Here is a 23,818-nt window from a genome sequence, read left to right as displayed (position 1 = left end):
TCACACGCAAGGACGCGACATGACCAACGAACGTATCAAAACCTCCTCCGGCTTCTTCGTCTCTGAGGCGGCACCGATCGCCGCGGCGAACCCCATCGCGACGCCGAAGGCACCGGCGCCCGACATCCTGCGCTGCGCGTACCTCGACCTCGTCGTCACCGATCTTGCCGCCTCGCGCGAGTTCTACGTCGACGTACTCGGGCTTCACGTGACCGCGGAGGATAACGAGGCGATCTACCTCCGGTCGACGGACGAGTTCATCCACCACAACCTCGTGCTCCGCAAGGGCGAGATCGCGGCCGTGGCCGCCTTCTCCTACCGCGTGCGGACGCCGGAGGATCTCGATAAGGCCGTCGCCTTCTACACCGAGCTCGGGTGCCGCGTCGAGCGGCGAGAAGGCGGGTTCACCAAGGGCATCGGAGACTCGGTGCGCGTCGAGGATCCGCTCGGCTTCCCGTACGAGTTCTTCTACCAGACCGACCACGTCGAGCGACTCTCGTGGCGCTACGACCTGCAGACGCCCGGCGAGCTCGTGCGGCTCGACCACTTCAACCAGATCACCCCCGACGTGCCGCGCGCCGTGCGCCATTACCAGGACCTCGGCTTCCGCGTCACGGAGGACATTCAGGACGAGGACGGCACCGTCTATGCGGCGTGGATGCGCCGCAAGCCGACCGTGCACGACACGGCCGCGACGGGCGGCGACGGACCGCGCCTGCACCACGTCGCGTTCGCAACGCACGAGAAGCACAACATCCTCGCGATCTGCGACAAGCTCGGCGCCCTGCGCCGCAGCGACGCGATCGAGCGCGGGCCGGGTCGCCACGGCGTCTCCAATGCCTTCTACCTGTACCTGCGCGACCCAGACGGGCACCGCGTGGAGATCTACACGCAGGACTACTACACCGGCGACCCGGACAACCCCGTCATCACCTGGGACGTGCACGACAACCAGCGCCGCGACTGGTGGGGCAACCCCGTCGTCCCGAGCTGGTACCGCGACGGATCCCTCGTACTCGATCTCGACGGCAAGCCGCAGCCTGTCGTCGAGCGCACCGAGTCGAGCGAGATGGCGGTCACGATCGGCGCCGACGGCTTCTCCTACACGCGCGAAGGCGACGACGGCGAGATGCCGGACTGGAAGCAGGGCGAGTACAAGCTCGGAAACCAGCTCTGACCGCCATGCTCGACGACCAGCAGATCACCGCGATCGCGGACGAGCTCGCCGACGCCGAGCGCACCCGATCGATGATCCCCCTCATCACCGCTCGCCATCCGGAGATGACGGTCGAGGACTCCTACGCCGTGCAGAACGAGTGGCGGCGTCGGGCGATCGCGTCGGGCCGCCGACAGGTCGGTCGCAAGATCGGCCTCACGAGCAAGGTGATGCAGGCCGCGACCGGCATCACCGAGCCCGACTACGGCGCGATCTTCGCCGATCAGGTCTTCGAGAACGGATCCGTGATCGAGCACGCTCAGTTCACGGGCGTGCGCATCGAGGTCGAGCTCGCGTTCGTGCTCGGTGAGCGCCTCGAGGGGCCGAACACGACCGTGTTCGACGTCATGCGCGCGACGGAGTACGTCATCCCGGCCCTCGAGATCCTCTCGAGCCGCATCGAGCTCGAGGGGCGCACGATCGTCGACACGATCAGCGACAACGCGGCGCTCGGCGCGATGGTCTACGGCGGGAATCCGACGAAGCCGCACGACGTCGACCTGCGCTGGGTCTCCGCGTTGCTGTACCGCAACGAGCAGATCGAGGAGTCGGGCGTCGCCGCGGCGGTGCTCAACCACCCCGCGATGGGCGTCGCCTGGCTCGCCGACAAGCTCGCGCAGCACGACGACGCGCTCGAAGCGGGCGAGATCGTGCTGGCGGGAAGCTTCACCCGCCCGATGTGGGTGCACCCGGGCGACACCGTGCTCGCCGACTACGGACCGATGGGAACGATCGCATGTCGCTTCGCTTGACCCCGACCCTCCGGCACCGCCTCGCGGCATCCGACCGCGCGCTGTTCGGCGGCTGGGTGTGCTCCGGATCCCCCGTCATGGCAGAGATCATGGCGGGATCCGGGCTCGACTGGCTGCTGATCGACATGGAGCACGGGCCGAACACGCTCGAGTCCGTGCAGCTGCAGCTGCAGGCGGCGGCCGCCTACGACGTCACGACGGTCGTGCGCGTGCCGGCCAACGACGCGGTGTGGATCAAGCAGGTGCTTGACCTCGGTGCGCAGTCGATCATGGTGCCGATGATCTCGAACGCCGCCGAGGCGGAACAGGCCGTGCAGCACGCGTCCTACCCGCCGCGGGGGAACCGCGGCGTCGGCAACGCGCTCGCGCGCTCGGGCCGCTGGAACCGCGTGGACGACTATCTGCAGAACGCCGCCGAGCACGTGGCGGTGATCGTGCAGATCGAGACGGCGACCGGCGTCGACAACGCGCGTGAGATCGCGGCCGTCGACGGCGTCGACGCCGTCTTCGTCGGCCCGAGCGACCTCGCCGCGTCGATGGGGCTGATCGGACAGCAGACCCACCCTGACGTCACCGCCGCGGTCGGTCGTGCGTTCGAGGGGGTGGCCGCCGCCCGAACCCCGGTCGGCGTCAACGCGTTTGCGCCCGACGCGGCGCGCGGGTACGTCGACGCGGGCGCGGCGTTCCTGCTCGTCGGCGCCGACGTGGGCCTTGCCGCCCGCGGTTCGGAGGCCCTCGCGGCGACGTTCATCCACGATGCGGACGGTTCCGAGCGCGCGTCGTACTGAGCGCCCGGATCCGCGCTATCGCGTAGCAGGGCGCGGCCGAACCCAGACGACGAGGATCGCGAGTGCGACAACCGTCGTCGACGCCATCGTGACGCCCATCACGATGGCGTCGGCCCCCGCGAGTGCCGCGATGATCGGCGGCACGATCCCGCCGAAGGCGAACTGGAGCGACCCGAGCAGGGCGGACGCGGTTCCCGCGCCGCGGGCGAACGGCGACAGGCCGATCGAGAACATGTTCGCGACGGTTGCACCGTGCGGCATCACAGCGATGACGACCGCGCCGATGAGCACCCACCGCGGCGCGTGGGCGAGGGCCGCGAGCGCAACGAGCACGGATCCGACGACCGCCGCCGAGACGGTGAGAGTCACCAGCGTCCGCACGGCCACGCCGCGTGTGAGCAGCACCCGGTTCACCTGCGTGGCGACGAGCATCCCCAGCGCGCCGCCCGCGAAGACGAGCGAGTAACCCTGCGCGCTCAGCCCGTACTCGTTCTGCAGCACGTGCGAGCCCATCGACACGTACATGAAGAGCGACAGCGCGGCGAAACCGTTCGCGAGCACAACGGCCAGGAACGGCGACCGCGACAGCACGGCGGCGTACTGACGGAACTGCCCGGCCGCGCCGCCCGTCGTGCGGTGCTCGACGCGGAGTGTGTCGGGGATCCAGATCCACACCATCGCCGCGAGCGCGATCCCCGCGATCCCCAGCGCCGCAAACAGACCCCGCCAGTCGGTCCAGAGCAGGAGAAGGCCGCCGAGGGGAGGCCCGAGGATCGGCGCGATGACCGTAATGGCCCCGAGCGCCGAGAACACGCGCGCCGCCTCGATGCCGGTGAAGAGATCTCGGACGATCGCGCGCGCGATCACGAGAGCCGCGGATCCCGCGATCCCCTGCAGCGTCCGGAGCGCAAGAAGCAGCTCGACCGACGGGGCGAGCATGCAGGCGAACGATGACAGGGAGAACGCGACGGTGCCCACGAGCAGCGGCATGCGCCTGCCGACTCGATCACTGAGGGAGCCGATCACGAGCTGGCCGATGCAGAAACCAAGGAAACACGCGCTCACCGTCATCAGCGCGGCAGAGTCGGTCGTGCCGAGATCCTCCGTCATCCGCGGCATCGCCGGCAGATGGAAGTCGATCGCCAGCGGGGGGATGAGCGTCAGCAGTCCGATCAAGAAAACCGTCGATCTGGACTCTGCGCGCACCTGACCAACCTACTCCGAAGCGCCGCCGCCGCCGATTCGGCGCGGGCGCCGCGGAACGTGCGCCAGATGTCAGGCCTCTCAGCGAGGAGACCGACCATCGATTGCAAAGAACTCTTTGCATAGATTGCTTTGCAATGATATCTTTGCGATATGAGCACGAACGACGAACCAGGGCCGCAGCGCAAGCACCGGGTGCTGGACGCCGGGGCGCTGCGCGCGCTCGGCCACCCCCTGCGAGTGAAGATCTACGAGGCCCTCAGCCAGCGTGGACCGCAGACCGCGAGCACCCTCGCGGCCGCCCTCGACGAGTCCTCGGGCGCCACGAGCTATCACCTCCGCACACTCGCTCGTCACGGGCTGATCCAGGAGGACACGGAGCAGCCCTCAGGACGGGAGCGCTGGTGGAGGCGCACCCCCGGCGGCGTCACCGTCTCCGACGAGGCCGTGAAGGGCTCGCCTGCCGGGGAAGCGGCGATGCAGCTCGCCGTCGCGGAACTGCTGCGGCACCGCTATGACGAGGCGATGCAGTTCTTCACCACGCGCATCGACCGCGAGCCGACCGAGTGGCGCGACGCGAGCATCGCCACGACCTCGGGGGTCCCGATGACCGCGGCCCAGGCGAAGGACCTGACCGAGAAGCTCCAGGCGGTCATCGACGCGGCAGCAGACACCTATCGGGAGCAGGTCGGAGACGGCGTGCGCCATGTCACCGTCCGAGCCGATGTCTTCCCCCTGGCGGAGCACAACACGTCGAAGGAGCGGACACCATGAGCGCCGCCGTCCTCCCCCGCCCCGTCGCGGTGACACGCATCGAACGCGCGGCGCTCGCCTCGGCACGCCTCCTCACCGCGTGGGTCGCCGCACGCGCGGCGCGCCGCGAGGCCCGGCGCGACGTTCTCGCCCGACGGATCCATGCCGAGCAGACCGCGACCCGCGACCCCCGGCAACTGACCTACGAGCTCGCGTGCGGCGGGCATTCGATCCGCTGACCTTCAGCGCTCGAAGCCCTCCGTGACGATATCGATGAGCTCCTCGCGCTGCTCCACAGGGAGGAACGCGGCCGCGGCCGCGTTGAGCTGAAACTCGAGCAGGTCGTCGAGGTCGTACTCGAAGGCGTCGACAAGGCGCGCGAGCTCGCGCGTGAGCGTCGTGCGGCTCATGAGCCGGTTGTCGGTGTTCACCGTCACCGCGAAGCCGAGCTGATAGAGCAGGTCGAACGGGTGATCCTCGAGCGACGTTCCCCATCGCGCGATGGCTCCCGTGCCGAGATTCGACGTGGGCGCGAGCTCGAGCGCGATCTCGCGGTCGCGCACCCAACGCGCGAGATCCCCGAAGCTGACCCGCACCTCGTCGCCTTCCGAGGCGACTTCCTCCAGGTCCTCCGCGATGCGCACACCATGGCCGAGCCGCAGCGCGCGCCCGTCGATGAGGGCGGAACGGATCGAGTCGAGCCCCGCCGCCTCCCCCGCGTGCAGCGTCACGGGGAAGAACTCGGCCGCAAGCAGGTCGAGCGCCTCGGCGTGGTCCGCCGGCGGATGACCGTCTTCGGGACCCGCCAGGTCGAACGCGACGACGCCCTCGTCGCGGAAGTCGAGCGCGAGGCGCGCGATCTCGAGCGAGCGCGTCCCGCTGCGCATGGCGGAGAGGATCTGGTTGACCCGGATGGGACGCCCCGCCTCCTCCGCGGCCTCCTCGCCCTGTGCGATTCCGTCCTGTACGGCCTGCACCGCATCCTCGAGCTCGAGCCCTCCGGCCTGGTGCTGCTCGGGAGCCCACCGCACCTCGCCGTAGACCACGCCGTCGTTCGCGAGGTCCGCCACGAACTCGCGGGCAATGCGCGTGAGATCGTCGGCCGACTGCATGACCGCGACCGTCAGCTCGAACGTCTTCAGGTAGTCGACGAGCGAGTCCGACGCGGACTGCTCGGCGAACCACTCCCCGAGCGCACGCGAGGTGTCGACCGGCAGTTCGAGGCCCGCGGCGGTCGCGAGCTCGAACACCGTCGACGCGCGCACCCCGCCGTCGAGGTGATCGTGCAGCGACACCTTGGGAAGGCTGCGGATGGGCACGCCGTCCACCGTCGCCTCGCGACGCGGCTGACGGCCGTTCCTCTGCGCACGTGCCATGCGATGCTCCTTCGACAAGGGGTCAGGCTGCGGTGATGCGGTCGCGCACGATGGGCGCGACCTCGGGAGCAGTATCGCCGATCTCGTACGAACCCGCCAGGGCGTCGAGCGCGCGATCGAAGCGCCCCGCGTCGTCCGCGTTGAGCGTGAACAGCGGATCCCCCGCGCGTACGGCGTCGCCGGGCTTCGCGTGCAGATCGATGCCGGCGGCATGCACGACGGGATCTGTCGCGCGCGCGCGTCCCGTGCCGAGACGCCAGGCCGCGAGACCAACCTCGAACGCGTCGAGCGAGACGAGGATCCCGTCACGGTCGGCCGTGACGACGTGCGTCTCGCGCGGGGTCGGCAGCGCGGCGTCGGGGTCGCCGTCCTGGGCGCGGATCATGTTGCGCCACACGTCCATCGCGCGACCGTCGGCGAGCGCATCGGCCGGGTCCGCGTCGACGCCGGACATCTGCAGCATCTCGCGCGCGAGCGCGACGGTGAGCTCGACGACATCCGCCGGACCGCCTCCCGCCAGCACCTCGACCGACTCGCGGACCTCGTTCGCGTTGCCGACCGTGCGGCCGAGCGGCACGTTCATATCGGTGAGCAGCGCCGTGGTCTTCACGCCCGAGTCAGTGCCCAGCGCGACCATCGTCGTGGCGAGCTCGCGCGCCCGCTCGGCGTCCTTCATGAAGGCTCCGGAGCCGAACTTCACGTCGAGCACGAGCGACTCGGTGCCCTCGGCGATCTTCTTCGACATGATGCTCGAGGCGATCAGCGGGATCGCCTCGACGATGCCGGTGACGTCGCGAAGCGCGTACAGCCGCTTGTCGGCGGGCGCGAGGCCGGAGCCGGCCGCGCAGATGACGGCGCCGACGGATCCTCGCAGCTGCGCGAACATCTCGTCGTTCGTGAGCGCCGCGCGCCACCCGGGAATCGACTCGAGCTTGTCGAGCGTGCCGCCCGTGTGCCCGAGGCCACGGCCCGACAGCTGCGGCACCGCGACGCCGTGTGCGGCAACGAGGGGGGCCAGTGGCAGCGTGATCTTGTCGCCGACGCCACCCGTCGAGTGCTTGTCCGCCGTGGGCTTGCCGAGACCCGCGAAACTCATCCGCTCCCCGGAGTTGATCATCGCGTCGGTCATGACGCGGATCTCCTCGCGCGTCATGCCGTTGAGCAGCACCGCCATTCCGAAGGCCGACATCTGCGCATCGGAGACGTACTCGCGCGTGTAGGCGTCGATCATCCACCGCAGCGCGGGCTCGGCGACGGCCCCGCCGTCGCGCTTGGCACGGATCACATCAACGGCGTCGAAGGGCTCGGTCATACGCGCTCTTGTCTCCTTACTGGGCGAAGCGGTCGAGGTCGCGGGGCCCGAATGCGTCGGGCAGCACCTCGTCGATCGTGCGGACCCCCGAGACAGTCTCGAGGAGCATGGTCGGATGCGCGTGCTCATTGAGCAGCTGGCGACAGCGCCCGCACGGCATGATGGTCTCGCCGTCGCCGTTGACGCATACGAAGGCGACGAGCCGGCCCCCGCCGGTCATCGCGAGGTTCGACACGAGCCCGCACTCGGCGCACAGCCCGACGCCGTAGGAGGCGTTCTCGGTGTTGCAGCCGGCGACGACGCGGCCGTCGTCCACGAGAGCCGCCGCCCCGACCGGATAGTGCGAATACGGCACGTAAGCGTTGCGCATGGCGGCCACGGCGACCTCGCGCAGCTCGTCCCAATCGACGTCCATGACGTGTCCCCGTCCTAGCTCTTGATGTACGGCTGGCCGTTGGCCGCCGGGGGTCGCGAACGGCCCACGAGCCCGGCGACCGCGAACAGCGTCACGACGTACGGCAGCATGAGCATGAACTGGCTGGGCACGGGCGATCCGATCACGCTGAGCACGCCCTGCAGGTTGGTGGCGAACCCGAACAGCAGCGCGGCGAGCGCGGCACGGATCGGATCCCACTTTCCGAAGATCATGGCCGCGAGCGCGATGAAGCCCGCACCGGCGGTCATCTCTCGGCCGAACTGCGGGTTCGACACGAGCGTATAGAACGCTCCCCCCATGCCAGCGATGGCGCCGCCGAGCATCACCGCGCGGTAGCGGGTCGCGCGGACCTTGATGCCGACGGTGTCTGCCGCCTGCGGGTGCTCGCCCACCGCGCGAAGGCGCAGGCCCCAGCGCGTGCGGTACAGACCGTAGGAGACGGCGAACACCACGACATACATGAGGTACGTGATGATCGTCTGTCGGAACAGCACGGGGCCCAGGACCGGGATCTCGCTCAGCAGCGGAATCGGGATCGTCGGGAACACCTCGGGTGAGTTCAGCAGGTCGGGGTTGTCGCTCATGACGGTACTGAAGAAGAACGTCGTCAGGCCGATGACGAGGACGTTCAGCACCACACCGACGATGATCTGGCTGACGAAGTAGGTGATCGCGAACACCGCGAGCACGAGCCCGACGAGCATTCCCGCAAGGATCGCTCCGACGAGCCCCGCCCATGGCGACTTCGTCACGGATCCGACGATCGCGCCCGTGAAGGCGCCCGAGAGCAGCTGCGCCTCGATCGCGATGTTGATGACGCCGGCGCGCTCGCCGATCACGCCGCTCAGGGCGCCGAAGACGAGCGGGGTCGCGAGAGCGAGGGCGCCGCCGAGCAGGCCGATCATCGGCAGCGTACCGCCGGCGGACGCCCACGAGAGGAAGCCGATGAGCAGGAACGCGACGTAGGCCGCGATGAGCCACAGCGGCATCGCGCGATGCGACTTCGTGAGCACGACGGCAAGCACCGTCGAGGCGGCCATCAGCACGACGCAGACCCACGCCGTGGCGTTCGAGGGCAGCACGAGGTCCGGCAGTTGGATCGCGGCCGCGGCGCTCCGGACGAGGCGGAACGTGCTGTCGCCCTCACGCGGTCCGATCAGCGGAAGGAGGGCGAACAGCACCGTGAAGACACCGAAGATCACCGGTGCCTTCCACGAGATGACGGCGACGTGGCGCTGTTCATCGCTCACGACGGCGTGCGCGGTGGCACTCATAGCGATGCTCCCTTCGCCGTGCGCTGGCGTCTCCGCGCGCGGGCACCCGGCTGGGGCAGGCGGAAGATCGCCCGGACGAGCGGGGGCGCCGCGATGAAGAGCACGATGAGCGACTGCACGACGAGGACGACCTCGTTCGGCACCTGCTGATCGGCCTGCATCCAGAACCCGCCGGCCTTGAACGCGCCGAACAGCAGCCCGGCGAAGAGGATGCCGATGGGCGAAGACCGGCCGAGGAGCGCGACGGTGATCGCGTCGAAGCCCATGCCGGCGTCGATGTCCCCGCCGAAGCCGTTCGTGACGGTGCCGAGCACCTGGGTCACTCCGGCGAGGCCCACGAGGCCTCCCGCGATCAGCATCACGACGACGTAGGAACCGCCCACGCTGATGCCGGCCGTGCGTGCGGCGTGCGGATTCTCGCCGACCGCGCGCAGCCGGAACCCGAGACTCGAGCGCTCGAGCAGCCACCAGGTGAAGGCGACGGCGATGAGGGCGAGGATGAAGCCTGCGTGCAGGTTGAACCGGTCGCCGAGCAGCTGCGGCAGAACGGCAGTGTCCTGCATCGCCGCGGTCTTCGGGTTGCTCGAACCGGGTGCCTGCAGGATCCCGCGCGTCGCGAGCATCCACGCGAGCAGATAGAAGGCGATGTGGTTGAGCATGATCGTCAGGATCACTTCGTGCGCCCCGGTGCGTGCCTTCAGCAGTCCGGCGATGCCGGCCCAGATGCCACCGGCGATCACGCCCGCGACGAGGGCGACGACGAGGTGCAGACCGATCGGCAGATTCATGTACGCGCCGACGTATCCGGCAGCGGCGGCCGCCATGAGCATCTGCCCCTGGCCACCGATGTTGAACAGCCCGGCCCGGAACGCGAGGCCGACGCCGAGACCCGCAGCGATGAGCGGCGTGGCGAACTTCAGCGACTCCGTGAGGGGGCGGATCGCGACGGCGAAGCTGTCGGCACCCGCGTTGTAGATCGCCCCTTCGAACAGCGCGATGTACGCGCCCGCAGCCGCGGCCCACAGGGCGGCGAGGGTGTCCCCCGGCCGCGCGAAGAAGTAGCCCGCCGCCTCCTGCACCTGCTCGTCGGTGATGGCGATGAGAACGGTTCCGGCCAGCAGCGCGAGCACGATCGAGAGCACGGCGATGGCGCCGTTGCCGGTCGTGATCTGCTGGAACGCGCGGTGCCAGCGCGACGGCTCGGTCTCGCGCCGCTCGGTGTCGACGACGCTCATGAGGCTGCTCCCTCGGCGCCGGCCTCCATGCCGGCCATCATCAGGCCGATCTCCTCTCGGGACGTGTCGCCGGGCACGATGCCGACCACCTTTCCGCGGTACATGACCATGATCCGGTCGGCGAGGGCCGCCGCTTCGTCGAGCTCCGTCGAGATGACGACGACCGGGATCCCGGCGTCGCGTGTGCCGACGATGCGCGTATGGATGAACTCGATGGATCCGACGTCGACGCCGCGGGTCGGCTGCGCGGCGATGAACAGCGACAGCTCGCGGCTCAGCTCGCGTGCGAGGACGACCTTCTGCTGGTTTCCGCCCGACAGGAAGCCCGCCGGCTGCGCAGGTCCCTGTGTCCGGATGTCGAACTCGTCGATCTTCTCGATCGCGAAACGTTCGAGGTCGCGCAGCTGCACGCTGCCAGCCGAGACGAACGGCGCACCGTGGGAGCGGTCGAGCATGAGGTTCTCGGCGATCGAGAACTCCTTGACGAGGCCATCGACGCTGCGGTCTTCCGGCACGAAGCCGACGCCGGCGTCGAGGATCTCGCGCACGGAGCGGCCGAGGAGCTCGTTCCCGTTGAGGCGAATGCTGCCGCCGACGCGATCTTGCAGGCCGACGATGGCCTCCGTGAGCTCTGTCTGGCCGTTGCCCTGCACACCCACGACGGCGAGGATCTCGCCCCCGCGCACGGAGAACGAGACGTCGTCCACGACGACCGTGCCGACGCTGTCGGTGACGGTCAGGCCGTCGACGACGAGTGCGTCATCGCCGAGCTTCGGGGCGTCCTTCGCGACCGTGAGCTCCACGGCGCGACCGACCATGAGGGACGCGAGCTCGGCGTTCGACGCGGTGGGCTCCGCCTCACCGACGACCTTGCCGAGACGGATGACCGTGATGCGGTCCGAGACCTCGCGCACCTCGCGCAGCTTGTGCGTGATGAACACGATCGACGTGCCGCCGTCTCGCAGCCGGCGCATCGTCTCCATCAGCTCGTCGGTCTCCTGCGGCGTGAGCACAGCGGTCGGCTCATCGAAGACGAGCACATGCGCGTCGCGCGACAGCGCTTTGATGATCTCCACGCGCTGCTGCACGCCGACGGGCAGATCCTCCACGATCGCGTCCGGATCGACGTCGAAGCCGAACCGATCGGAGATCTCGCGGACCTTCTCGCGGGCGGCGCCGATGTCGAGCGTGCCCGCGAACCCGGTCTCCTCGTGGCCGAGCATGACGTTCTCGGCGACGGTGAAGACGGGTACGAGCATGAAGTGCTGGTGCACCATGCCGATCCCGGCCGCCATGGCATCGCCGGGACCGTCGAAGTTCTGGACGACGTCGTCCAGCAGGATGTCTCCCTCATCGGCCTGATAGAGGCCGTAGAGGACGTTCATGAGTGTCGACTTGCCCGCGCCGTTCTCGCCGAGAAGCGAGTGAATCTCGCCGGGCTCGACCGTGAGGTCGATGCTGTCGTTGGCGGTGAGCGCGCCGAACCTCTTCGTGATGCCGCGCAGTTCGAGCTTCATAGATGCCGATCCTATTCCTGGCGCCTTCCAGGCGGGAGGGAGGCCGGCGACCGCCGACCTCCCTCCATCAATGCTGATCAGTCGAGGTAGGACTCGACCGTGATGTCACCCGCGATGATGGCCTCCTGGAGCGCCTCCACCTCGGCGGCGAGCTCGCTGTCGACCTTGTCCGCGAAGTTGTGGAAGTCGGCGATGCCGACGCCGTCGTTCTCGAGCGTGCCGACGTACGCCTCGGTGTCGAACTCATCGTTCGCGCTGGCCATGACCGCCTCATACGCCGAGAGATGCATGTTCTTCAGCACCGACGTGAGCACGAAGTCCTCGGTGTCGGGGTCGCTGACGAACAGGTCGGCGTCAGTGCCGATGAGGGCGATGTCGCGGTCCGATTCCTTGATCGCCTGGAGCGCCGACTGGTAGATCGGTCCGCCGACGGGCATGATCACGTCGACGCCCTGGTCGATGATGTTCTGCGCGACCGTCTTCGCCTCGGGACCGGCACTGAAGCCGCCCGTGAAGGAGCCGGTGCTGCCATCCCAGCCGACGACCTCGACGTCGGCGCCCTTCTCCTCGTTGTAGTGCTCGACGCCCTGCAGGAAGCCGTCCATGAAGATCGTCACGGTCGGGAACTCCTGCCCGCCAAACGTGCCGACCGTGCCCGACTCCGAGTAACCGGCCGAGAGGTAGCCGGCCAGGAACGCCGCCTGCGCCGTGTCGTAGAGCACGGGCTTGATCGTCTCGGCGTCAGTCGTCCCGTCGAAGTCGGTGTCGCCGAGGTCGTCGATCAGGATGAAGTCGACCTCGGGGTTGGCGTTGGCGGCGTCGACCGTGGCCGGAGCGAGCGCGAAGCCCACCGAGGTGATCGCGTCGCAGCCCTGGGCCACGAGACTGTTGAGGTTCGGCTCGTAGTCGGTCTCGGCGTTCGACTCGACCGGCTTGAACTCGACGCCGAGCTCGTTCGCGGCCTCCTCGACGCCCTCGCTCGACAGCTGGTTGAACGACTTGTCATCGAATCCGCCGAAGTCGGAAACGATGCACGGCAGGAAGTCGGGTGCCGCGTCTTCGTTCGCACCGTCGCCGGTCCCGGCGGACTCCTCGGGTGCGGCGCCGCATCCCGCGAGCAGGATCCCGGCGCTGACAACTGCGAGGCCCCCCAGGGCCGTGCGCTTGATCGTCTTCATGACGTTTTCGTCCTCCAGTGAGAATGGCCCCTTGCACAGATACCAGGCGGATCGCTTCCGCCGGGGCATTATGCACACGCTACCCCGCCGAGTCTGCGCGTTTCGACAAGTTCGATGTGCTGAGACGCGATAGTTATCTTCACGCTCGGACGGCTAGCGCGAAGCGGATCAGAGGACGCTGTTGCGCCCCTGCGTCTGCAGCGCGCTGACAGTCTGCTTCACACGCTGCGCGTGTTCGCTCGTCGTGACCAGCAGGGCATCCGGGGTGTCGACGACGATGACGTTCTGCACGCCGATCATGGCGATCACACGGTCGGTCTGCGAGACGACGAGCGCCGATGCGTCGTCTTCGAGCACGTTGTCGTTCGGGCCGAGGACGGTCACGCCGTCGCGCCTCCCGTCGCCGACGAGCTTCCACAGGCTCGCGAAATCGCCCACGTCGTCCCAGTCGAACTGTCCGGGGATCACGGCCAGCCGCCCCTTCTCGGCCGCGGGCTCGGCGACGGCATAGTCGATCGCGATCTTCTTCAGCGTCGGCCATACGCGCGTCGCGACCGCGTCGCGCTCCGGCGTGTCCCACGCCGCGGCGATCTCGACCAGTCCGGCATGCAGCTCGGGCTCGTTCTGCGCGAGCTCGTCCAGCAGCACGTCCGCGCGCGAGATGAACATGCCCGCGTTCCAGAGATAGGAGCGGTCGGCGAAATAGGCGCGCGCCGTCGCGAGGTCGGGCTTCTCGACGAAGCGTTCCACGCGTGCCGCCATCGGAGCGTCGTCGATGACGAGCTCGTCGCCCGTCTTGATGTAGCCGAAGCCGATGGCCGGCTCGCTCGGCTGGATCCCGATCGTGGCGATGTACCCCTCGCGCGCGGCCGCGACGGCCTGACGCACGGTGAACTCGAACACGCGCTGACGCTTGATCACGTGGTCGGCGGCGAACGAGCCGATGACGACCTCGGGGTTGCGGCGGTGCAGGATCGCGGCCGCGAGACCGATCGCGGCGGCCGAGTCGCGCGGGTCCTGCTCGATGAACACGTTGTCGAGGTCGATGTCCGGGAGCGAGTCCTCGACCTTGTCTCCGTGCGCGCGCCCCGTGACGATGCTGATGTTCGCCGCGCCCGCGAGCGGCAGAAGCCGGTCCCAGGTGGTGCGCAGCAGCGTCAGACCGGACCCGGTCAGATCGTGAAGGAACTTCGGCGACTCCGCCCGCGAGAGAGGCCAGAGGCGGGATCCGATCCCGCCGGCAGGGATCACGGCAACGAAGTCGTCGAGCGGCTCAGACATGGCGTCCACGGTAGTCGATCAAGCGCGCAGAACACGGATATCTCGACGTCGAGATACTTAGGGTGGGCTTAGTCGAGGAAACCCCTACCCGGGAGTATCCTGGACGAAGGTTCGACGAGCACGCGAGTCAGCGTGCGCGTGAACGACACCAGCATCGATCAGAGAGGATGATCGTGTCCGCATCTGCGCGACAGACACTCGATGTGTCTCAGACGACGTCGAAAGTGCCGCGAGGAACTCTGTATCGCGGCGGTGAGGGCATGTGGTCGTGGGTCCTGCACCGCATCACCGGCGTTGCCATTTTCTTCTTCCTCCTCGTGCACGTCCTCGACACGGCACTGATCCGCGTCTCCCCCGAGGCATACAACGCGGTCATCGGCCAGTACCAGACGCCCATCATGGGCTTCGGCGAGGTCGCCCTCGTGGCGGGCATCGTCTACCACGCGTTCAACGGCGTGCGCATCATCCTCATCGACTTCTGGTCGAAGGGCGCTAAGTACCATCGCGTGATGTTCTGGACCGTGATCGCGGTCTGGGCCGTCACGATGATCGGCTTCAGCGCGCGACACATCCCGAACGTGCTCGCGCACATGGGAGGGGGTCACTGATGAACGCTTCCACTCTCGACGCACCCCGCACCCCGCAGCGCCGCAAGGGATCCAACTTCGAAAAGTGGGGCTGGCTCTACATGCGCGTGTCGGGCGTCCTGCTCATCGTGCTGATCTTCGGCCACCTGTTCGTGAACCTCATGGTCGGCGAGGGCATCAACGCGATCGACTTCGGCTTCGTCGCCGGAAAGCTCGCCGACCCGTTCTGGCAGTGGTGGGACGTCCTCATGCTGTGGCTGGGCTTCATCCACGGCGCGAACGGCATGCGCACGATCGTCAACGACTATGTACTGAACACCAAGGTGCGCGCCGCACTCGTGTGGATCATCGGCATCGTCGCGGCGCTCATGATCGTGCTCGGCACGCTCGTCGTGTTCACCTTCGACCCCTGCATCGGCGTTACCGAGTCCAGCGCGCTCTGGGCTCAGTGCCAGGCCTGACCCTCCACAGATTGACTCACGCATGACATCCACGGCATACCCTGACGCGGTCTTCAAGGACGGCGTCTACTACCACGAGCACGACGTCGTCATCGTCGGCGCCGGCGGCGCTGGCATGCGCGCCGCGATCGAAGCGGGCCCGAACGCACGGACCGCCGTCGTCACGAAGCTCTACCCGACCAGGTCGCACACCGGCGCCGCACAGGGCGGCATGGCCGCGGCGCTTGCGAACGTCGAAGAGGACTCGTGGGAGTGGCACACCTTCGACACCATCAAGGGCGGCGACTACCTCGTCGACCAGGATGCGGCCGAGATCCTCGCCAAGGAGGCGATCGAGGCCGTCATCGACCTCGAGAACATGGGTCTGCCGTTCAACCGCACGCCTGACGGCAAGATCGACCAGCGTCGCTTCGGCGGACACACCCGTGAACACGGCAAGTCGCCGGTGCGCCGCGCGTGCTACGCGGCCGACCGCACGGGCCACATGATCCTGCAGACGCTGTACCAGAACTGCGTCAAGCTCGGCATCAACTTCTTCAACGAGTTCTACGCGCTCGACCTCGTGACCGTGAAGGACGGCGGCGAGATCCGCATCGCCGGCATCGTCGCACTCGATCTCGCCACCGGAGACCTGCACGTCTTCCACGCGAAGTCGGTTGTGTTCGCGACCGGCGGGTTCGGCAAGATGTTCAAGACGACGTCGAACGCCCACACGCTCACGGGCGACGGCGTCGGCATCATCTGGCGCAAGGGCCTCCCCCTCGAGGACATCGAGTTCTTCCAGTTCCACCCGACGGGGCTCGCTGGCCTCGGCATCCTCCTGACGGAGGGCGCCCGCGGTGAGGGCGCGATCCTGCGCAACGCCTCCGGCGAGCGCTTCATGGAGCGCTACGCCCCCACCATCAAGGACCTGGCCCCGCGTGACATCGTGGCGCGCTCGATGGTCAAGGAGGTCCTCGAGGGCCGCGGCGCGGGACCGAACAAGGACTACGTCTACCTCGACTGCACCCACCTCGGTGCCGAGGTGCTCGAGACCAAGCTCCCCGACATCACGGAGTTCGCGCGCACCTACCTGGGCGTCGACCCCGTCGTCGAGCCGGTCCCCGTGATGCCGACCGCGCACTACGCGATGGGCGGGATCCCGACCAACAACGATGCCGAGGTCCTCGCGGACAACGAACGCGTCGTCCCCGGCCTGTACGCCGCGGGCGAGTGCGCCTGCGTGTCGGTGCACGGTTCGAACCGCCTCGGCACGAACTCGCTGCTGGACATCAACGTGTTCGGCAAGCGCAGCGGTCGAAACGCCGTCGCATACGCGAAGAGCGCCGAGTTCGTCCCCCTCCCCGAGGATCCCGCGAAGGAGGTCCGAGAGATGGTCGAGCGGATCCGCACCTCGGCCGGCACGGAGCGCACCGCGGACATCCGCCGCACGCTCCAGGAGGAGATGGACAAGAACGCGCAGGTGTTCCGCACCGAGGAGACCCTGACGAACGTCATGGGCACGATCCACAGCCTGCGCGAGCGCTACATGAACATCACGATCGACGACAGGGGCAAGCGGTTCAACACCGACCTTCTCGAGGCGATCGAACTCGGGTTCCTCCTCGACCTCGCCGAGATCGTCGCGTACGCCGCGCGCAACCGCAAGGAGAGCCGCGGCGGCCACATGCGGGAGGACTTCCCCGACCGCGACGACGAGAACTACATGAAGCACACGATGGCCTACCTCACCGGCGACCCGCACTCGCCGAACCCCGAGGACCACATCGCCCTCGAATGGAAGCCGGTCGCGTTCATCAAGGATGATTCGGGCGAGCTCCGTTACCCGCCGTTGGAGAGGAAGTACTGATGTCGATAGCCGTGGCAGACGCTCCCGAGCAGGAGAGCGCCATCCAGTCGTACCTCGTGACCTTCATGGTGCGCCGATTCAACCCGGAAGTCGACACGGAACCGAAGTGGGTCGACTACGACGTCGAGATGTACCCCACCGACCGCGTGCTCGACGCGCTCCACTCGATCAAGTGGGACATGGACGGATCCCTCGCGTTCCGCCGCTCGTGCGCGCACGGCATCTGCGGATCCGACGCGATGCGCATCAACGGCCGCAACCGACTCGCGTGCAAGACCCTCATCAAGGATCTCGACATCTCGAAGCCGGTCTACGTCGAGGCGATCAAGGGTCTTCCCCTCGAGAAGGACCTCATCGTCGACATGGAGCCGTTCTTCGCGGCCTACCGCGAGGTGCAGCCGTTCCTGCAGGCCAAGTCCGCCCCGGCGGAAGGCCAGGAGCGTCACCAGACGATCGACGACCGCGAGCGCTTCGACGACACGACCAAGTGCATCCTCTGCGCCGCGTGCACGTCGTCCTGCCCCGTGTTCTGGACCGACGGGCAGTACTTCGGCCCGGCGGCGATCGTCAACGCGCACCGATTCATCTTCGACTCGCGTGACGACGAATCGCAGGTGCGCCTCGACATCCTCAACGACCAGGAGGGCGTGTGGCGCTGCCGCACGACCTTCAACTGCACCGAGGCGTGCCCCCGCGGCATCGAGGTGACCAAGGCGATCGCCGAGGTCAAGGAGGCCGTCCTCAAGGGCGGTCGCTGACCCGAGCGTCGCCGACGGTGACCCGCCAGCGATAGGCTGATGGGCATGATTCGCATCGCCTCCGTCAACGTCAACGGCATCCGCGCGGCCACGCGGAAGGGCATGGGAGCCTGGCTAGAACAGGCCGGCGTCGACATTCTGACGATCCAGGAGGTCCGCGGTCAGCGCGAGCACCTCGAGGCCGTGTTGCCCGACTGGCACCTCGTCGAAGACGAGTCCTCCCAGAAGGGCCGCGCCGGCGTCGCGATCGCGTCGCGGATCCCGTTCGCCGACACCCGCGTCGGGCTCGGCGACGAGGACGTCGACTCGAGCGGCCGCTGGATCGAAGCCGACGTCGAGGTCGACGGCGCAGCGCTCACCGTCGCCAGCGCGTACGTCCACTCGGGCGAGGTCGGAACGCCTCGTCAGGACGCGAAGTGGCTCTTCCTCGATGCGATGGTCGACCGCTTCGAGGCACTGAACCAGCCGGGAGCGCTCGCCGTGGTCACGGGCGACCTCAATGTGGGCCACCGTGAGCTCGACATCAAGAACTGGCGCGGCAACCGCAAGAAGTCCGGCTTCCTTCCCGAGGAGCGGGCGTACTTCGACCGGTTCTTCGGCCCCGCGGGCGAGCCGATCGAGTGCGTCGACGGCGTCACGCGTACCGGGCTCGGCTTCGTCGATGTGGGCCGCACGTTCGCGGGCGAGGTCGACGGACCATACACGTGGTGGTCGAACCGTGGTCAAGCGTTCGACAACGACACCGGCTGGCGCATCGACTATCACGCGGCGACGCCCGAGCTCGCGAGCCGCGTCACCTCGTATCGCGTCGATCGGTATCCGTCGTACGACACCCGCTGGAGCGATCACGCTCCCGTCGTGGCCGACTACGACCTCTCAGCGACCGCACACGGTCGTTAATCTCCCGTTCACCTTCAGTCTCCGATCAGGACAGAAAGCGCGCATAGCGTCACGTCATGTCGGGTGTCCCTCCCGACGACATACCCTGTCCTCCTCAGAACGGATCGGATTCTTCGTGAAGCTCAATCGACTTTCCGGCATCGCTGCTCTCGGTGCCGTCGCTGCTCTGACTCTCGCCGGCTGCGCCGCGAACGAGCAGCCCGCCGACCAGAACGACGACACCACGACGAGCGATGCCCCGGCCGAGTCGGGTGGCTCCTCGGGCACGATCGGCGCCACCGGCGCCTCGTCGCAGGCGTCGGCACAGCAGGCGCTCGTCGCCGAGTTCCAGACGGCCAACCCCGAGGCGACGGTCAACTACGAGTCGACCGGATCCGGCACCGGCCGCGAGAACTTCACCTCGGGCGCGTCCGACTTCATCGGGTCCGACCGCGCATACGAGCTCGACGAGTTCGGCGCCGGGTTCGCCGGCTGCGTCTCGGACAGCATCGTCGAGGTGCCGACGTACATCTCGCCGGTCGCCATCGCGTTCAACCTCCCCGAGATCGACACGCTCAACCTCGACGCCGACACGATCGCGGCGATCTTCGCCGGTGACATCACGACGTGGAACGACGAGGCGATCGCCTCGCAGAACGACGGCGTCGAGCTGCCCGACACGGCCATCACGCCCGTCAACCGCTCCGACAGCTCCGGGACGACCGAGACGTTCACCACCTACCTCGACGCCACGGCCTCCGACGCGTGGACGTACGGCCCGGTCGAAGACTGGCCCATCGACGGCACGGAGAGCGCCAACGGCACGCAGGGCGTCTCGCAGGTCATCGGCCAGGGCGAGGGCACCATCGGCTACCTCGACGCCTCGCAGGTTCCCGAGGGTGCCGGCCAGGTCGCCGTGGGCGTCGACGGCGAGTACGTCGCGTACTCGTCCGAAGCCGCGTCGAAGCTCATCGAGAACTCGGAGCTCGAGGCCGACCGCGAGCCGCAGGACCTCGTGTTCGCCGTGGATCCCGCGACCGCGACCGATGGCGCCTACCCGATCGCGCTCGTGTCGTACCTCATCGCGTGCGTCGAGTACGAAGACACCGACAAGGCGCAGCTCGTGAAGGACTACCTCACGTACGTCGCCTCTGAGGAGGGCCAGGAGGCCTCGGCCACCGCCTCGGGCAGCGCCCCGATCTCGGAGGGCCTGCGCGAGCAGGTGCTGACCGCGGTCGACGCGATCGTCACCGAGTAGTCTGCTGTAGAGCGCCCCCGGGGCGGTCTCGTATCCACACGAGCCTGCTTCGGGGGCACCAGCATGAACCCCGACCGCCCGACAGCTGGGACCACATGAGCAAGCTCGATACGGCACCCGCCCCCGACGCTCCGCCTGACCGGCGGAAAGCGCCCCGCGCGAAGCGGCGCCCCGGGGACCTCGCTTTCTCCGGCACCTCCCTCGGCGCCGGCATCATCATCCTCCTCGTGCTCGCCGCAACGGCGGTCTTCCTCATCGGCCAGTCGATCCCCGCGTTCACGACCGATCCCGAAGACAACCATCTCCTCGGCGGCGCGAGCTTCTGGTCGTACGCGTTCCCGCTGCTGTTCGGCACGCTGTGGTCGTCACTTCTCGCACTCGTCATCGCGACGCCGGTGGCCATCGGCATCGCACTGTTCATCTCGCACTACGCGCCGCGGCGCCTCGCCGCCGTCCTCGGCTACGTCATCGACCTGCTGGCCGCCGTCCCGTCCGTCGTGTTCGGCCTGTGGGGCATGCAGTTCTTCTCGGGCTTCCTCACGCCCTTCTACGCGTGGCTCAACTCGACCGTCGGTCAGGTGCCCGTGCTCGAGTGGTTCTTCGGCGGTCAGCCCTCGCCGACGGGACGGACGATCCTGACGGCAGCGCTCGTTCTGGCCGTCATGATCCTCCCGATCATGACGGCGATCTGCCGCGAGGTGTTCCTGCAGACGCCGAAGCTGCACGAAGAAGCCGCGCTCGCCCTCGGCGCCACGCGCTGGGAGATGGTGCGGATGGCCGTGCTCCCGTTCGCCCGCGGCGGCATGGTGTCGGGCGCGATGCTCGGCCTCGGCCGTGCGCTCGGCGAGACGATGGCCGTGACGATGGTGCTGTCAGGATCCCCCATCGTCGCCGTGCAGCTGCTGCAGTCGGGCAACCCGCTGTCGATCGCCGCGAACATCGCTCAGGACTTCCCCGAGGCTCACGGCACGGGCGTCAACACGCTCATCGCCACCGGCCTCATCCTCTTCATCGTGACGTTCATCGTCAACGCGATCGCACGCTGGCTCGTCAACCGCCGCGCTGAGTTCTCGGGAGCGAACTGACATGACCACTCCCACAACGACGCGACCTGACGAGCAGGCCGCGACAACGCCAGAGCTCGAGTCCCGGCGCATCACCTCCGGACAGCTGCCTGCCTGGGCGCCCTGGGCCATCCTTGGCGGCGCCATGGCGATCGCCTTCGCGGTGTTCGCGGTCATGAACCTCGAAGCAGACCTCTCGGACTTCAACATCGTCGGCGCCCTGTTCGTCGGCATGGTGATATACATCGTGTTCATCGGCGTGCTCTCCGCGATCGCCGAGAGCCGGCGCCACGCGATCGACCGGTTGATGACGGCGCTCATCTCGACGGCGTTCGTGCTCGCCTGCCTCCCACTCGTGTCCGTCCTCTGGACGGTCGTGATCAACGGCCTCGACCGCTTCGACATGACCTTCTTCACGTGGTCGATGCGCAACGTTGTCGCGGAGGGCGGCGGCGCCGTCCACGCGATCTGGGGCACGCTCATCATCACGGGCCTCGCGACGATCATCTCGGTGCCCATCGGCCTCATGACCTCGATCTATCTCGTCGAGTACGGCGCCGGCGGCAAGCTCGCCAAGGGCATCACGTTCTTCGTCGACGTCATGACCGGCATCCCGTCGATCGTCGCCGGTCTGTTCATCTACTCGGTCTTCGCGCTCCTCATGGGCCCCGGCGTGCGCATGGGCATCATGGGTGCCCTGTCGCTCTGCGTTCTGATGATTCCCGTCGTGGTGCGCGGATCCGAGGAGATGTTGCGGATCGTCCCGAACGAACTGCGCGAGGCGTCCTACGCGCTCGGCGTCCCGAAGTGGCTGACCATCGTGAAGGTCGTGCTCCCGACCTCGATCGCGGGCATCACGACCTCGGTCGTGCTGGCGATCGCGCGCGTCATCGGCGAGACCGCGCCGCTGCTGCTCACGGCGGGTTTCACCGCCAACATGCAGCTGAACGCGTTCGAGTCCGAGAACGGCCAGATGATGACCTTGCCCGTCTTCGTCTACAACCAGGTGATGTACCCGAGCGCGGCAGCGCCGGACGAGTCCATCGCCCGTGCCTGGGCTGCTGCGCTCACCCTGCTCGTCATCGTCATGGCGCTCAACCTCGTGGCGCGCCTCGTGTCGAAGTTCTTCGCCCCGAAGACGCGCGGCCGCTGAACGAGAATCTTTTCGAAAGCAACAGAAGGATCCAGATGTCCAAGAGCATCGAAGTCAACGACCTCAACGTCTACTACGGCGACTTCCTCGCCGTCGAAGGCGTGTCGCTCGACGTGCAGCCCGGCACCGTGACGGCGTTCATCGGCCCGTCCGGCTGCGGCAAGTCGACCTTCCTGCGCACGCTCAACCGCATGCACGAGGTGATCCCCGGCGCCCGCGTCGAGGGCCAGGTCATGATCGACGGCAAGAACCTATACGGTGCCGGCGTCGACCCGGTGCTCGTGCGCCGCCAGGTCGGCATGGTGTTCCAGCGCCCCAATCCGTTCCCGACGATGTCGATCCGCGACAACGTCCTCGCCGGCGTCAAGCTGAACAACCGACGCATGGCGAAGAGCGACCAGGACGGGCTCCTCGAGCAGTCGCTGCGCGGTGCGAACCTGTGGAACGAGGTCAAGGATCGCCTCGACAAGCCCGGATCAGGCCTATCGGGCGGACAGCAGCAGCGCCTCTGCATCGCACGTGCCATCGCGGTCTCCCCCGACGTGATCCTCATGGACGAGCCGTGTTCGGCGCTGGACCCGATCTCGACGTTCGCGATCGAAGAGCTCATCGCCGAGATCAAGAACGACTACACGGTCGTGATCGTCACGCACAACATGCAGCAGGCCAGCCGCGTCAGCGACAAGACCGCGTTCTTCAACATCGCCGGAACCGGCAAGCCGGGCAAGCTCATCGAGTACGACGACACGACGAAGATCTTCACGGCGCCCGCCCAGAAGGCCACCGAGGACTACGTCTCCGGACGCTTCGGCTGACCCCTTCGCGGGGAATACATCTGGCGCCAGCGCCGTTACACTGGGTGTGCCGGGTCGCAGTCAAAACCCCGGGCTCCAACTCTCGCCGCTTCGAGCGGCCTTCCGCCGAGAGGCGTTTTCTGCGGCCCGGCCTCTTCATGCTCGCGGACGCGCCGTGAACCTCAGCGCCCGTCGAAGTCGCCGCGGCGCAGCCCCGCAACCTGACCCTCGGGATCCAGGCGTTCGAGCAGAAGATAGGCGATCTCACGCAGCTGCTCCCTCTGCTCGGGCGCGAGCGCGTCCAGCACAACGTCTCGGACATTCGCCACATGGCCCGGCGTCGCCGCGATCGCCTTCCGCCGCCCTTCGTGGGTGAGGCGCACCTCGGTCCCCCGCCCGTCGTCGGCGGCCTTCGTCCGCGCCACGTAGCCGCGCTTCTCCAGGCGCGCGATGACGTGAGACAGCCGCGGCCTCGTCGCATTGGTGAGCACCGCGAGCTCGCTCATGCGCAGCGCGTGATCGTCGGCGCGCGTCAGGACCGCCATCGCGAAGTAGTCGAAGTGCGTGAGGTCGTCGTCGCGCAGGAGTTGCGCGTCGATGCGGCGCGGCAGCAGCTCCATGACGGCCGCCATCGGCGCCCAGGTCGCCTGCTCGTCGGCGGTGAATGATCGGGATCGGGACACACGACGATCTT

The 23,818-nt window shown here is 67.9% G+C and carries 24 protein-coding genes; 14 read left to right on the top strand and 10 right to left on the bottom strand.

The annotated features are described in order from the left end of the window. Positions 1-19: 19 nt before the first annotated feature. The 3 genes from hpaD to IEW87_RS07175 are packed head-to-tail and all read left to right on the top strand — an operon-like array spanning position 20 to position 2,756. Complete coding sequence (gene hpaD / locus IEW87_RS07185) at positions 20-1,177, top strand: 3,4-dihydroxyphenylacetate 2,3-dioxygenase (protein ID WP_188711587.1); 1,158 nt, start codon at positions 20-22, stop codon at positions 1,175-1,177. Between the two features lie 5 nt (positions 1,178-1,182). Beyond that, positions 1,183-1,968, top strand: coding sequence for a 2-oxo-hept-4-ene-1,7-dioate hydratase (gene hpaH, locus IEW87_RS07180; protein WP_188711586.1), 786 nt, complete (start codon positions 1,183-1,185; stop codon positions 1,966-1,968). Beyond that, entirely contained in the window at positions 1,953-2,756 is an 804-nt protein-coding gene (locus tag IEW87_RS07175) for an HpcH/HpaI aldolase family protein (RefSeq protein ID WP_188711585.1), read from the top strand. Before hpaH ends, IEW87_RS07175 begins: the two co-directional genes overlap by 16 nt. A 15-nt stretch (positions 2,757-2,771) precedes the next feature. Here IEW87_RS07175 and IEW87_RS07170 read toward each other — a convergent pair whose 3' ends face one another. Continuing rightward, on the bottom strand, positions 2,772-3,962 hold the full coding sequence (locus IEW87_RS07170) for a multidrug effflux MFS transporter (protein WP_268234594.1): 1,191 nt from the start codon (positions 3,960-3,962) through the stop codon (positions 2,772-2,774). A 150-nt stretch (positions 3,963-4,112) separates the two neighbouring features. Here IEW87_RS07170 and IEW87_RS07165 point away from each other — a divergent pair, with 150 nt between their 5' ends. Both IEW87_RS07165 and IEW87_RS07160 read left to right on the top strand, forming a co-directional pair. Further along, positions 4,113-4,733, top strand: coding sequence for a helix-turn-helix domain-containing protein (locus tag IEW87_RS07165; protein ID WP_188711583.1), 621 nt, complete (start codon positions 4,113-4,115; stop codon positions 4,731-4,733). After that, positions 4,730-4,951, top strand: a complete 222-nt coding sequence (locus IEW87_RS07160) for a hypothetical protein (RefSeq protein WP_188711582.1) — start codon at positions 4,730-4,732, stop codon at positions 4,949-4,951. Before IEW87_RS07165 ends, IEW87_RS07160 begins: the two co-directional genes overlap by 4 nt. A gap of 3 nt (positions 4,952-4,954) precedes the next feature. Here the strand turns inward: IEW87_RS07160 and IEW87_RS07155 are convergent, their stop codons facing one another. The 8 genes from IEW87_RS07155 to IEW87_RS07120 form a co-directional block, all read right to left on the bottom strand. Beyond that, the gene (locus IEW87_RS07155) at positions 4,955-6,088 is read right to left on the bottom strand and encodes an adenosine deaminase (protein ID WP_188711581.1); all 1,134 of its coding nucleotides are present in this window, start codon (positions 6,086-6,088) and stop codon (positions 4,955-4,957) included. Positions 6,089-6,110: 22 nt separating this feature from the next. Continuing rightward, positions 6,111-7,400 (bottom strand): thymidine phosphorylase, encoded by a 1,290-nt coding sequence (locus tag IEW87_RS07150; protein ID WP_188711580.1) that lies wholly within the window; start codon positions 7,398-7,400, stop codon positions 6,111-6,113. 16 nt (positions 7,401-7,416) lie between these two features. After that, a complete protein-coding gene (locus IEW87_RS07145) occupies positions 7,417-7,815 on the bottom strand; it encodes a cytidine deaminase (protein ID WP_188711579.1) in 399 nt (132 codons plus the stop codon). Between the two features lie 14 nt (positions 7,816-7,829). Beyond that, a complete protein-coding gene (locus IEW87_RS07140; protein WP_188711578.1) occupies positions 7,830-9,110 on the bottom strand; it encodes an ABC transporter permease in 1,281 nt (426 codons plus the stop codon). Then, positions 9,107-10,345, bottom strand: coding sequence for an ABC transporter permease (locus IEW87_RS07135; RefSeq protein ID WP_188711577.1), 1,239 nt, complete (start codon positions 10,343-10,345; stop codon positions 9,107-9,109). Before IEW87_RS07135 ends, IEW87_RS07140 begins: the two co-directional genes overlap by 4 nt. Then, positions 10,342-11,862, bottom strand: a complete 1,521-nt coding sequence (locus IEW87_RS07130) for an ABC transporter ATP-binding protein (protein ID WP_188711576.1) — start codon at positions 11,860-11,862, stop codon at positions 10,342-10,344. Before IEW87_RS07130 ends, IEW87_RS07135 begins: the two co-directional genes overlap by 4 nt. 77 nt (positions 11,863-11,939) lie before the next feature. Next, complete coding sequence (locus IEW87_RS07125) at positions 11,940-13,040, bottom strand: BMP family lipoprotein (RefSeq protein ID WP_188711575.1); 1,101 nt, start codon at positions 13,038-13,040, stop codon at positions 11,940-11,942. A gap of 168 nt (positions 13,041-13,208) precedes the next feature. Beyond that, positions 13,209-14,321 (bottom strand): mannose-1-phosphate guanylyltransferase, encoded by a 1,113-nt coding sequence (locus tag IEW87_RS07120; protein ID WP_188711574.1) that lies wholly within the window; start codon positions 14,319-14,321, stop codon positions 13,209-13,211. A gap of 173 nt (positions 14,322-14,494) precedes the next feature. On the opposite strand from IEW87_RS07120, the gene sdhC reads away from it, so the two are divergent. From sdhC to pstB, 9 genes are all read left to right on the top strand, one after another. Next, positions 14,495-14,929 carry a succinate dehydrogenase, cytochrome b556 subunit gene (gene sdhC / locus IEW87_RS07115; protein WP_229731005.1) on the top strand — a complete coding sequence of 145 codons (435 nt, stop codon included), beginning with the start codon at positions 14,495-14,497 and terminating at the stop codon, positions 14,927-14,929. Continuing rightward, the gene (locus IEW87_RS07110; RefSeq protein WP_188711572.1) at positions 14,929-15,369 is read left to right on the top strand and encodes a succinate dehydrogenase hydrophobic membrane anchor subunit; all 441 of its coding nucleotides are present in this window, start codon (positions 14,929-14,931) and stop codon (positions 15,367-15,369) included. Before sdhC ends, IEW87_RS07110 begins: the two co-directional genes overlap by 1 nt. A gap of 22 nt (positions 15,370-15,391) precedes the next feature. Further along, positions 15,392-17,218, top strand: a complete 1,827-nt coding sequence (gene sdhA, locus IEW87_RS07105; protein ID WP_188711571.1) for a succinate dehydrogenase flavoprotein subunit — start codon at positions 15,392-15,394, stop codon at positions 17,216-17,218. Continuing rightward, the gene (locus IEW87_RS07100) at positions 17,218-17,976 is read left to right on the top strand and encodes a succinate dehydrogenase iron-sulfur subunit (protein WP_188711570.1); all 759 of its coding nucleotides are present in this window, start codon (positions 17,218-17,220) and stop codon (positions 17,974-17,976) included. The genes sdhA and IEW87_RS07100 overlap by 1 nt, the downstream gene beginning before the upstream one ends. A gap of 39 nt (positions 17,977-18,015) precedes the next feature. Next, on the top strand, positions 18,016-18,876 hold the full coding sequence (locus IEW87_RS07095) for an exodeoxyribonuclease III (protein ID WP_188711569.1): 861 nt from the start codon (positions 18,016-18,018) through the stop codon (positions 18,874-18,876). A 115-nt stretch (positions 18,877-18,991) separates the two neighbouring features. Then, a complete protein-coding gene (locus IEW87_RS07090) occupies positions 18,992-20,113 on the top strand; it encodes a phosphate ABC transporter substrate-binding protein PstS (RefSeq protein ID WP_188711568.1) in 1,122 nt (373 codons plus the stop codon). A gap of 95 nt (positions 20,114-20,208) precedes the next feature. After that, complete coding sequence (pstC, locus tag IEW87_RS07085; protein ID WP_188711567.1) at positions 20,209-21,198, top strand: phosphate ABC transporter permease subunit PstC; 990 nt, start codon at positions 20,209-20,211, stop codon at positions 21,196-21,198. Position 21,199: 1 nt separating this feature from the next. Continuing rightward, the gene (gene pstA, locus IEW87_RS07080; protein ID WP_188711566.1) at positions 21,200-22,330 is read left to right on the top strand and encodes a phosphate ABC transporter permease PstA; all 1,131 of its coding nucleotides are present in this window, start codon (positions 21,200-21,202) and stop codon (positions 22,328-22,330) included. A 35-nt stretch (positions 22,331-22,365) separates the two neighbouring features. Continuing rightward, positions 22,366-23,145 carry a phosphate ABC transporter ATP-binding protein PstB gene (pstB, locus tag IEW87_RS07075; protein WP_188711565.1) on the top strand — a complete coding sequence of 260 codons (780 nt, stop codon included), beginning with the start codon at positions 22,366-22,368 and terminating at the stop codon, positions 23,143-23,145. Positions 23,146-23,306: 161 nt separating this feature from the next. Here pstB and IEW87_RS07070 read toward each other — a convergent pair whose 3' ends face one another. Further along, a complete protein-coding gene (locus IEW87_RS07070) occupies positions 23,307-23,807 on the bottom strand; it encodes a MarR family winged helix-turn-helix transcriptional regulator (protein WP_229731004.1) in 501 nt (166 codons plus the stop codon). Between the last annotated feature and the right edge of the window lie 11 nt (positions 23,808-23,818).

Origin of the sequence: Microbacterium faecale (assembly GCF_014640975.1) — a bacterium.
Taxonomy (GTDB): Bacteria; Actinomycetota; Actinomycetes; order Actinomycetales; family Microbacteriaceae; genus Microbacterium; species Microbacterium faecale.
The sequence above is the reverse complement of the archived record's forward strand: the minus strand, read 5'-3'. Positions and strand labels throughout refer to the sequence as shown.

Excerpts from the sequence above, each read along its gene's own strand:
- hpaD (WP_188711587.1), top strand. The coding sequence starts at position 20 with ATGACCAACGAACGTATCAAAACCTCCTCCGGCTTCTTCGTCTCTGAG.
- hpaH (WP_188711586.1), top strand. The coding sequence starts at position 1,183 with ATGCTCGACGACCAGCAGATCACCGCGATCGCGGACGAGCTCGCCGAC.
- IEW87_RS07175 (WP_188711585.1), top strand. The coding sequence starts at position 1,953 with ATGTCGCTTCGCTTGACCCCGACCCTCCGGCACCGCCTCGCGGCATCC.
- IEW87_RS07165 (WP_188711583.1), top strand. The coding sequence starts at position 4,113 with ATGAGCACGAACGACGAACCAGGGCCGCAGCGCAAGCACCGGGTGCTG.
- IEW87_RS07160 (WP_188711582.1), top strand. The coding sequence starts at position 4,730 with ATGAGCGCCGCCGTCCTCCCCCGCCCCGTCGCGGTGACACGCATCGAA.
- IEW87_RS07155 (WP_188711581.1), bottom strand. The coding sequence starts at position 6,088 with ATGGCACGTGCGCAGAGGAACGGCCGTCAGCCGCGTCGCGAGGCGACG.
- IEW87_RS07150 (WP_188711580.1), bottom strand. The coding sequence starts at position 7,400 with ATGACCGAGCCCTTCGACGCCGTTGATGTGATCCGTGCCAAGCGCGAC.
- IEW87_RS07145 (WP_188711579.1), bottom strand. The coding sequence starts at position 7,815 with ATGGACGTCGATTGGGACGAGCTGCGCGAGGTCGCCGTGGCCGCCATG.
- IEW87_RS07140 (WP_188711578.1), bottom strand. The coding sequence starts at position 9,110 with ATGAGTGCCACCGCGCACGCCGTCGTGAGCGATGAACAGCGCCACGTC.
- IEW87_RS07135 (WP_188711577.1), bottom strand. The coding sequence starts at position 10,345 with ATGAGCGTCGTCGACACCGAGCGGCGCGAGACCGAGCCGTCGCGCTGG.
- IEW87_RS07130 (WP_188711576.1), bottom strand. The coding sequence starts at position 11,862 with ATGAAGCTCGAACTGCGCGGCATCACGAAGAGGTTCGGCGCGCTCACC.
- IEW87_RS07125 (WP_188711575.1), bottom strand. The coding sequence starts at position 13,040 with ATGAAGACGATCAAGCGCACGGCCCTGGGGGGCCTCGCAGTTGTCAGC.
- IEW87_RS07120 (WP_188711574.1), bottom strand. The coding sequence starts at position 14,321 with ATGTCTGAGCCGCTCGACGACTTCGTTGCCGTGATCCCTGCCGGCGGG.
- IEW87_RS07110 (WP_188711572.1), top strand. The coding sequence starts at position 14,929 with ATGAACGCTTCCACTCTCGACGCACCCCGCACCCCGCAGCGCCGCAAG.
- sdhA (WP_188711571.1), top strand. The coding sequence starts at position 15,392 with ATGACATCCACGGCATACCCTGACGCGGTCTTCAAGGACGGCGTCTAC.
- IEW87_RS07100 (WP_188711570.1), top strand. The coding sequence starts at position 17,218 with ATGTCGATAGCCGTGGCAGACGCTCCCGAGCAGGAGAGCGCCATCCAG.
- IEW87_RS07095 (WP_188711569.1), top strand. The coding sequence starts at position 18,016 with ATGGGCATGATTCGCATCGCCTCCGTCAACGTCAACGGCATCCGCGCG.
- pstC (WP_188711567.1), top strand. The coding sequence starts at position 20,209 with ATGAGCAAGCTCGATACGGCACCCGCCCCCGACGCTCCGCCTGACCGG.
- pstA (WP_188711566.1), top strand. The coding sequence starts at position 21,200 with ATGACCACTCCCACAACGACGCGACCTGACGAGCAGGCCGCGACAACG.
- pstB (WP_188711565.1), top strand. The coding sequence starts at position 22,366 with ATGTCCAAGAGCATCGAAGTCAACGACCTCAACGTCTACTACGGCGAC.